Source organism: Arthrobacter sp. Dra40, assembly GCF_059091905.1.
Window position 1 is genome coordinate 1 of sequence record NZ_JBNHHB010000206.1, and the last position, 9035, is coordinate 9035.

At 67.6% G+C, this 9035-nt stretch carries 6 protein-coding genes; 2 read left to right on the top strand and 4 right to left on the bottom strand.

All coding sequences use genetic code 11. The annotated features are described in order from the left end of the window. Positions 1 to 51 precede the first annotated feature (51 nt). From pepN to AC5RWT_RS31205, 3 genes are all read right to left on the bottom strand, one after another. The gene (pepN, locus tag AC5RWT_RS31195) at positions 52 to 2613 is read right to left on the bottom strand and encodes an aminopeptidase N (protein WP_494083597.1); all 2562 of its coding nucleotides are present in this window, start codon (positions 2611 to 2613) and stop codon (positions 52 to 54) included. A gap of 283 nt (positions 2614 to 2896) precedes the next feature. Beyond that, positions 2897 to 4456 carry a glycosyltransferase gene (locus AC5RWT_RS31200; protein ID WP_494083598.1) on the bottom strand — a complete coding sequence of 520 codons (1560 nt, stop codon included), beginning with the start codon at positions 4454 to 4456 and terminating at the stop codon, positions 2897 to 2899. Positions 4457 to 4611: 155 nt separating this feature from the next. Beyond that, a complete protein-coding gene (locus AC5RWT_RS31205; RefSeq protein WP_494083599.1) occupies positions 4612 to 5028 on the bottom strand; it encodes a hypothetical protein in 417 nt (138 codons plus the stop codon). Positions 5029 to 5114: 86 nt separating this feature from the next. Here AC5RWT_RS31205 and AC5RWT_RS31210 point away from each other — a divergent pair, with 86 nt between their 5' ends. Together AC5RWT_RS31210 and AC5RWT_RS31215 are read left to right on the top strand one after the other, a co-directional pair. After that, positions 5115 to 5588, top strand: a complete 474-nt coding sequence (locus AC5RWT_RS31210) for a ribose-5-phosphate isomerase (protein WP_494083600.1) — start codon at positions 5115 to 5117, stop codon at positions 5586 to 5588. A gap of 12 nt (positions 5589 to 5600) precedes the next feature. Next, positions 5601 to 6527, top strand: coding sequence for an Fpg/Nei family DNA glycosylase (locus AC5RWT_RS31215; RefSeq protein WP_494083601.1), 927 nt, complete (start codon positions 5601 to 5603; stop codon positions 6525 to 6527). A 157-nt stretch (positions 6528 to 6684) separates the two neighbouring features. Here AC5RWT_RS31215 and AC5RWT_RS31220 read toward each other — a convergent pair whose 3' ends face one another. After that, entirely contained in the window at positions 6685 to 8775 is a 2091-nt protein-coding gene (locus tag AC5RWT_RS31220) for an acyltransferase family protein (RefSeq protein ID WP_494083602.1), read from the bottom strand. Positions 8776 to 9035 lie beyond the last annotated feature (260 nt).

Below are 9035 nucleotides of genomic sequence, written 5' to 3' on the forward strand. Positions count from 1 at the left end.
GGCCGGGTCCGCGCAACCGCTAAGCCGCGTGCGGTCCCGTGGCCGGCGGGGTTACCGGTCGGCGGCCTGGGCCTTGAGGGCGCGGACCACGCCGTCGCGGCTTTCCAGCACCAGGCGGCGCAGCGCGGGGGTGCGATCAGCCACCGCGTCCAGCCAGGCATCCGTGGCGTCTACGGTGGCCTGGGTGGTTAGCTGCGACGGGTAGAGCCCCACCACGATCTGCTGCGAGAGTTCGTGCGTGCGGGTGTTCCAGATGTCTTCGATGGCGTCGAAGTACTTCGCGGAGTAGGGCTCCAGCAGTGCGGTGTCATGGACACGTGTGAAGCCGGCGATGACGGACTGCTGGGTGGCGTTCGGCAGTTCGCCCTTGACGACGACGGCGTCCCAGGCCGCCGCTTTGGCCTCTGCGGTGGGGATGGCTGCCTGGGCCAGGGCGGCGGCGCGCTGGCCGGTGGCGGTCTGGTCGCGCTCGAGTTCGGCGTCGATCTCGGCCTGGACGAAGCGGCCGCCGGCCACCAGCGAGGTGAGCAGCTCCCAGCGCAGGTCGGCGTCCACGGTGAGCCCCTCCAGCGTGCGCTCGCCGGAGAGCAGCGCGGCCACGGTGTCCAGCTGCCCGTCGGTCTGGGCGTGCACGGCGAAGGCCTTGGCGAACTGCAGCTGCGAGTCGGAACCGGCCGCAGCCTCTCCGGCCAGCTCCCAGAGCCGGTCGGCGGCCGCAATGGTGAGCCGCTGGCGGTCGTCCGGGTTCACGTAGAAGGTCAGCGTGGTGGCCAGCTGGCGCAGCAGCACCAGCACCACGGAGGAGTCCGACTCGTACGCGATGTTGTTCAGCACCAGCTCCACGTACTCGCGCGCCGGGGTCTCGCCGTCGCGGGTCGCATCCCACGCCGAGCCGAGCACCAGGGTGCGCGGCAGCGACTCGGTGAAGTCCTTCAGGTGCGCCTTCGAGGTGGCCAGCGAGGCCTCGTCCAGACGGATCTTGGCGTAGGCCAGGTCGTCGTCGTTGAGGAGCACCAGGGCGGGACGGGTCAGCCCGGCCAGCTGCGGCACCTCGGTGCGCTCGCCGTCCACGTCCAGTTCCTCCCGGTGCGTGCGCACCAGCTTGCCGGCGTCGTCCAGGTTGTAGAAGCCGACCGCGAGCCGGTGCGGACGGATGGTCGGGTACCCTTCCGGCGCGGTCTGGAGGATGGCGAACGAGGTGATGGCACCGCCGTCGTCGGTGTAGATCTCGGCGCGCAGCGTGTTCACGCCGGCCGTCTCCAGCCACTTGGCGGACCATTCCTTCAGGTCCCGGCCGCTGGAAACTTCCAGTTCGCCCAGCAGGTCAACCAGTTCGGTGTTGTCCCAGGCGTGCTTGCCGAAGTACTCGCGCACCCCGGCCATGAATTCCTCCTGGCCCACCCAGGCCACCAGTTGGCGCAGCACGGAGGCGCCCTTGGCGTAAGTGATGCCGTCGAAGTTGACCTGCACGTCCTCCAGGTCCTTGATCTCCGCGGTGATCGGGTGGGTAGAGGGCAGTTGGTCCTGCCGGTAGGCCCAGGACTTCTCCATCGACGCGAAGGTGGTCCAGGCATTCTTGTACTCGGTGGCCTCAGCGGCGGCCAGCGTGGACATGAATTCGGCGAAGGATTCGTTCAGCCACAGGTCGTTCCACCAGCGCATGGTGACCAGGTCGCCGAACCACATGTGCGCCAGTTCGTGCAGCACGGTGATGGCCCGGCGCTCCACCATGGCCTCGGTGGGGCGGGAGCGGAACACGTAGTTCTCCAGGAACGTGACAGCGCCGGCGTTCTCCATCGCGCCGGCATTGAACTCCGGCACGAACAACTGGTCGTACTTCGTGAAGGGGTAGGGGGTGCCGAACTGCTCTTCGTAGAACTCGAAGCCCTGCCGGGTGAGCGTGAAGATGTTCTCCGCGTCCATGTACTGCATCAGCGACTTGCGCGCGAACACGCCCAGCGGGATGGTCCGGCCGTCGGAGCTGGTGAGCTCGCTGCGCACCGACTGGTATGGCCCGGCGATCAGCGCGGTGATGTAGGAGGAGATCCGCGGGGTGGGCTCGAACGCCCAGGTAGCGGCAGCACCGCCGTCGTCCGGGGAACCCACGGGCCGGGGTTCCGGAGTGGGGGAGTTGGAGATGACATCCCAGTGCGACGGCGCGGTCACGGTGAAGCGGAAGGCGGCCTTCAGGTCCGGCTGCTCGAAGACGGCGAACATCCGGCGCGAATCCGGCACCTCGAACTGGCTGTACAGGTAGACCTCGTTGTCCACCGGGTCCACGAAGCGGTGCAGTCCCTCGCCGGTGTTCATGTAGTGCGCGTCGGCGTCGATCTCCAGCACGTTGTGCTCGGCCAGGTCCGGCAGCTGGATGCGCACCCCGTCGGATACTTCGGCCGGATCCAGCGCCGTGCCGTTCAGCGTGACCGAGCGGACGGTGTCCGTCACGGCGTCGATGAACGTGGAGCCCCCTCCCGCGGCGGTGAAGGTGACCACGGTGCGCGACCCGAAGACCTTGTCGCCGCGGGTGAGGTCCAGCGTGACGTTGTAGGACTCGACCTGAAGCAGCTCGGCGCGGGCACGCGCTTCCTCGCGGGTGAGATTCAAACCTGGCAAGTTCGCCTCCAGAAATACGGGTGTCCCCGGGCAGGGGACCTGTCGAATGCGCGGGCCGATGGATGTGAAACAACCCTTGCACAATGTGGCTATTGTCTCACCGGAACGGGGTGCAGCGCAGCAGTTCCGGGAAGAAAGGCGAATAATGGCGAATATTGCGCTTCTGTGTCCAAGCGCTTTTTCCGGCACCCTTCCCGGGGCGGGGACGACGGCGGAGGCCGGGGGCGGTGAGGAGCCGGCCGGCCGCTGCGGGTGGCCGGCGTCAGAGCCGGCCGGAGAGCGCTCAGCCTCCCGTGAGGACCTTCGTCCACGCCGAGACGTAGCCGGCTTCGTCGAACCGCGTAAGGGTCTCCCGGCAGGCGCGGGCAAACCGCTCGCGCATCCCGGCATCCCGCATCAGCGCCAGGATGCCCTCGGCCAGCGCCTGGCGGTCGCCGAAGGGCACCAGGAACCCGTTCCCGCCGGGCCGGATGACGTCCCGCGGGCCGTAGTTGGCGTCGTAGGCGGCCACGGGCACGCCGAAGGACATGCTCTCCAGCAGGACCAGCGGGAACCCTTCTGAGGCCGAGGTCAGCACCGTGGCACAGGCGGTGGCATAGATGTCCGCCGGGCTGTTGGTAAACGCCGGAAAGCTGACCGCGGCGCCGACGCCCAGTTCGCCGATCAGCGCGCGGACGGTTTCCTCTTCCTCATCCCCGTAGCCGAAGCCGAAGATCTCCAGCCGGGCGTCGGGGTTGTCCGCGTGCACCAGTGCGAAGACCCGGATGGCCTCGTCGACGCGCTTTTTTGGGTGTAGCCGGGCCACCATCACCAGCCGGTTCGGATCTGTCGACGGGGTGTCCGGCTGCGTTGGCTGTTCCGGCGGTGCCAGTTGGCCGATGCTGTGGAGCCGGTCCGCGTGGCCGAATTCGGCGGCGATGTCTTGGCGCTGGGCGTCCGTGTGCACCACCAGCCCGTCCCACCTGTCCAGGTGCTCCAGCAGCCGGCGCCAGTTGGGGCTGACCCCGGACCCTGGCACATACGGGGGTTCCAGGTGGTTGCTGTGCACGGCGGCGATGCGCCGGATGTTCGGATGCCTGACACCGGCAACCACATCGTCCAGGTTTTTGCCCGGCAGGTTGTTCAGGTTTTCGCGGAACTCGGAGGTCAGCACCGGTGCCTCTTCCTCCGCCAGCAGGTGCGTGAAGGCATGCCGGTAGAGCTCGCCCGGGTCGGCAAAGGTGAGGGCATCGCCGTCGGCATGCGCCTCGCCGTCGAACAGGTAGCTGCGCCCCCACTTGGGCGAGCCGGGTTGCTGGGTGATGGTCAGGAAGCAGCGGCCGTTGCGGCCGATCAGCCGCTGCGCGGTGGGCGGCTTGGACGCTTCCTGGAAGTGCTGGACCAGCACCAGCCGGCCCTGTTCGTCCATGGTGTCCCGGCGCAGCCGCGCGCGGTTGGGTGCCAGCTGTTCGATGGCAGCCAGCGTGCCTTCGGGGTGGAACCGGGCGTAGTATTCCTGGATCCCGTCCCGGAAGTAGCCAAAGGCCAGCCCGGAGTTCCCGACCGGCACGATCTCGTAGTCGTCCTCGGGCGGAGGCTGGACCGGTGGCTGGGGGTCTGCCGCGGGACTCGGATCCAACCCGTACAGGACGCTGCGGACCCTGACCTGCGGGTGCAGGTGGCCGTCGGCCCTGAGGCTTGCCACGTCACTGGCCAGCCGGTGCTGCAGGCCCAGCACCTCGATCCAGATTTGTTCCGCCGCCCCGTTCCGCGCCAGCGTGTTGGCCTTGGTGCGCACGGCCTTGACCAAGCCGCCGCGCTTGAGCGCCAGGGTGTTGACCGGGAAGTGGACGGAGACGGGCACGGTGGGATCCTGTCGTCAGGGTTGCCGCTATTGTTGCGGCCAACCGGGCGCGAGTAAAGGGGCGGACGACGGCGGGTACGGGCCGGCTCGCCATGATGGCCGGCCGTGCCGGCCCGGATGGACGGAAAGCCCTGTTGGACCGGAAGCGCTGCCGGTCAGCCTTGGACTGCGGCCACGGCGGCGAGGCCTTCTTGCTCGGCCGCCATGATCATGAGCAGACCGTCGTGTGTTCCGTCGGCGGCGGCGACCGGCTCTCCGTCGTCGTAATGGTGCTCCTCCAGATAACCCGCGAGCGTCTCGCGCTCGCGCTCGGGCAGGCTGCCGACCACCGGGTGGTCCTCCAGCTGCAGCCGTCCGTCGGTTGCGGGCAGATCCCCGTAGCGGTCAAGGAGGCGGTCTTCGCACCACTGGGCGGCCGCGTCCACGGAAGCGAACGCCCTGGGTCCGCTGTCCGTGCCGGCCCCTTCGGCGGACAACAACCGGGCCGGGTCCACGAAGATCAGCAGGCAGGAATCCGAGGTGTCCTGCAGCCGGAGGAACAGGGTCTTGGTGCGGCTGCTGAGCTCGTCCACCGCGACACGAAACCCATCCGGCGATGCCGCTCCAGTAGGCTGGAAGCCGTCATTTCTCCTCCCCGCACGCCACCGAAGGACCATAGATGCGCGTTCACATTGCCACCGACCACGCCGGCCTGGAACTGAGCCACCACCTGATCACGCATCTGGCCGGCCAGGGCCACGAGGTCATCGACCACGGACCCACCGCGTACGACCCGGAGGACGATTACCCCTCGTTCTGCATTCGCGCGGCGCTCGCCGTCGTCGAAGACCAGTCGGTCGGTGTCGAGGCGCTGGGCATTGTGCTGGGCGGCTCGGGCAATGGCGAGCAGATCGCCGCCAACAAGGTCAAGGGCGTCCGCGCCGCTCTGGCCTGGAACCTGGACACCGCCAAGCTGGCCCGCGAACACAACGACGCCAACGTCGTGGCCGTCGGCGGCCGCCAGCACAGCGTCGAGGAGGCCACCTCGATCATCGAGGCGTTCCTGGCCGAGCCGTTCTCCAACGCCGAGCGCCACGCCCGCCGGATCGGCAAGATCGCCTCCTACGAGACCACCGGCGACATCCCGGCCTAGCGGTCACCGGTTATGCCCGAGGGCCATTCCGTCCACCGCCTGGCACGCCAGTTCCAGGACGTTTTCGCCGGCCAGCGGCTGGCCGTGTCCAGCCCGCAGGGCCGCTTCGCCGCCGGTGCCGCCCGGCTCGACGGAGCCGTGCTGCTGGCCGCCCGGGCCCACGGCAAGCAGTTGTTCCTGGAGTTCGACAACCGCCTCCTCCTGCGCATCCACCTGGGCCTCTACGGGGCCTGGAACTTTGGCGGCGATGAGAGCTTCCGCGGTGCCTCCAGCATCGGAGCGCCGCGCCGGGTGGGGGAGCAGGAAACGTACGACGACGATGCCACGGCCGCGGACGACGGCGGCACGCCAGGTGCGTACTCCGGTCCGCCGGAGCCGGTGGGCCAGGTGCGCGTGCGGTTGGTGTCCGACCACGGCTGGGCCGACCTCCGCGGTCCCACCGCCTGCGAAGTGCTCACCCCCGCGGAGGCGTCCGCCGTCGTCGGCAAACTGGGGCCGGACCCGCTGCAGGATGCGGCGGACCGGGGTGCTGAGTTTGTCCGCCGGCTGACCTCGAAGCGCACCGCAGTCGGGCAGCTGCTCATGGACCAGAATGTGGTGGCAGGGGTCGGCAATGTCTACCGCGCGGAAACGCTGTTCCGCCGCGGACTGAACCCGTGGCTGCCCGGCAAGGAGATTCCGCCGGAAGAAGCAGCGCTGCTGTGGGCTGACATCGTGGACGTCATGGGCGACGGAGTCCGCGACGGCAAGATCATTACCACCCGGCCCGAACACCGCGACGCCGATGCGAACGGCCGGCTGCTGCCGGTCTGGCCGGACAACGCGCACTACGTGTACAAGCGGCAGGGGATGCCGTGCCGCCTGTGCGGCACACCGGTCGCGATCACGGACATGGCGGCCCGCAAACTTTACTGGTGCCCAACCTGCCAGCCGGGTTGAGGGCCGCTCGTATCCTTCTGCCTTGGTCAACTCATTGCCCGAAAGCCCGCTTGCCGACCCTGTGGTTGGCAGCTTCTTTTCACCTGTTGGAGCAGGGGATGTGGATCGATCCTGGACCCTGGACCCGGCCGCTCCCACCCGGGGGGGCCAGGATTGATCAGTGATGCAGGGCCTCCACGATGGGTCGCTCCAAGTACGGTGCGAGGGTTTGCGCGTAGGTGGCGGTGATGTGCGAGGCGTCGAAGTAGGTCACGACCGAGCCGATGACGGCGGGGCAGGAACCGTTGGCGCAGAAGTACCGGTCCAGGTCAGCGACGTGAATTTTAGGGTTGTGCATTTCCGTCGCTGCGGTGGTGAGGGGGTCCATCCAATGCCATTCTTTGGGTGTGCCGGAGCATCGCCGGGGGTGGCCGGGGTTTTCGGCGAGGCAGTCCGGGATGGAGTCAATGGTCTTGCCGGGGAAGGGCGGGTCTTTGATTACCAGGACGGTGGCGCCGCTGTCCGCCCACCGGGACAGGTAGCCCTTGTAGCCGTCGACGGCGGGTTTTTCGGTGCTGTTCCAGGATCGCCCCTGAACGGGCACGGACTGGCGTTCCGAGGTGATGACAAGGTCGTAGGCATGGCCGGAAGTCTGGTCCAGCACCCAGTTTCCGTAAGCGGTGCAGTTGGCCGTTTTCTCCTCGGTGTCGAACTGCAGCGGCACCGAGGTGGGGTTGCATCTGGAAACAAGGTATGTGGAGATTGTCCAGTGGTTTTTCTCGGCCAGTACCTGCAGTGCCGGGAGCCAGTGCCCGGCGTGTGAGTTGCCGACCAGCGCGACCTTGGTCGGCCCGTTCCCGTAGGTGCAGACGGGACGGTCGGTGAACGGCTGGTTGGACCAGCAGCCGTCGGCGTAGGCGTCGGATTTGTCGTCCTTGGCCAGCGACGGCTCGGGTACTGCCGGTGCGTTCGGGTTCTGGGGGCAATGGTTAAAACCCTTGGCGATTGCCGCGGCGCCGAAGCAGGGATCGCCGTGACTGACCATGGCGGCGAGTTGTTGCTCGGCCTGCGCGGTGCGGTGATTGACCTCCACGAGCTGGGCGCCGCCAACGACGCTGAGCAGCACCATGCCTGCTGCCGCGAACCGAAAGGTAGGTGCCAGCCCCTTTTGCCCGGAGGGGAAACGGAAGCGGTCCTCAACGAAGGTCTTGCTCAGTCCCGCCAGGACCAGTGTTGCAGCCAGGATCAGCGATTTGTCCCGCCATCCGAGGTGTCCGCCGGTAACGTACGGCAGCAGGACGATCAGGGGCCAGTGCCAAAGGTAGACCGAGTAGGAGACCTCGCCGACCCATTGGACCGGGCGGTTCCGCAGCCACGCAGTGGGGGAGTACCTGCCCTCGGCAGCCGCGAAGATCACCAGCGCGGTGCCCGCCACCGGTAGCAGTGCGGTGTAACCGGGGAAGGGGGTGGCACCGCTGAAGAGCCCGCCGGCGCTGAGGACAGCGACGATACCGGTCCACGCCAAGATCACACGCGCTCGGTGGGGCAGACGATGTGTCAGGGCCGGGGCAACCAGCGCGGTGAGGCCGCCGAGGCCCAGTTCCCACATACGGGTGGTGGTGATGAAGTACGCGCTACCGGGATCGGAAGCGGTGGCGGTGATGGAGAATGCCAGGGAGAGGGCCACGACCGCGGTTACCGCGCCGAGGAGCAGGCGCCGTGGGTTGAACCTCCGCTTGCCGGCGATCCAGTAGACCGTGAAGATCAGGACTGGCCAGAAGAGGTAGAACTGCTCCTCGACCGAGAGGGACCAGAAATGCTGCGTGGGGGTAGGGGCGTTCTCGGCCGCCAGATAGTCAACCGAGTTGCCGGCCAGGACCCAGTTCTGCACATACAGGGCGGAGGAGATGATCTCCTTGGCGATCGATCCCCACTGCGTGGGTGGTGCCACCAGCCTCGAAGCGAGAGCCGTTGCAGCCAGCACGACGAAGGCCGCGGGCAGCAGGCGCCGGATCCGACGTCCCCAAAACGCGGCCAACCCGTGCCCGTCCGTCGGCGGCCGCTTGACCAGGTGCGAAGTAATCAGGAAACCGGAAATAACGAAGAACACGTCCACGCCCACGAAGCCCCCGGTCAACCGATCAGGCCACAAGTGGTAAGCCACCACCAGGGCCACGGCAATGGCCCGGAGCCCCTGGATATCAAGCCGCAGATCGGTGCCGGATGCCCGCAGTGCTGTGGTGGTTTGGGAAAGTCCCGGTGCAGCCATGGCGTTGCTCCTGGCCGTTGTGTCGGATGACAGCGACAGTTTATCGACTGACTGCTGAACACTGGAGGTTCCCTGCGATGGGAGCTGCACCTTGTCCCGCGTGCCGGGACCGAGCCTGAGGCGGAACCGGGCGGGGGAACGGTGCCCGATTTGTTGAACCAGCCCGCCGTCGTGCTAAAGTTTCAACGTCCTCGGGGATGTAGCTCAATGGTAGAGCCTCAGTCTTCCAAACTGATTACGCGGGTTCGATTCCCGTCATC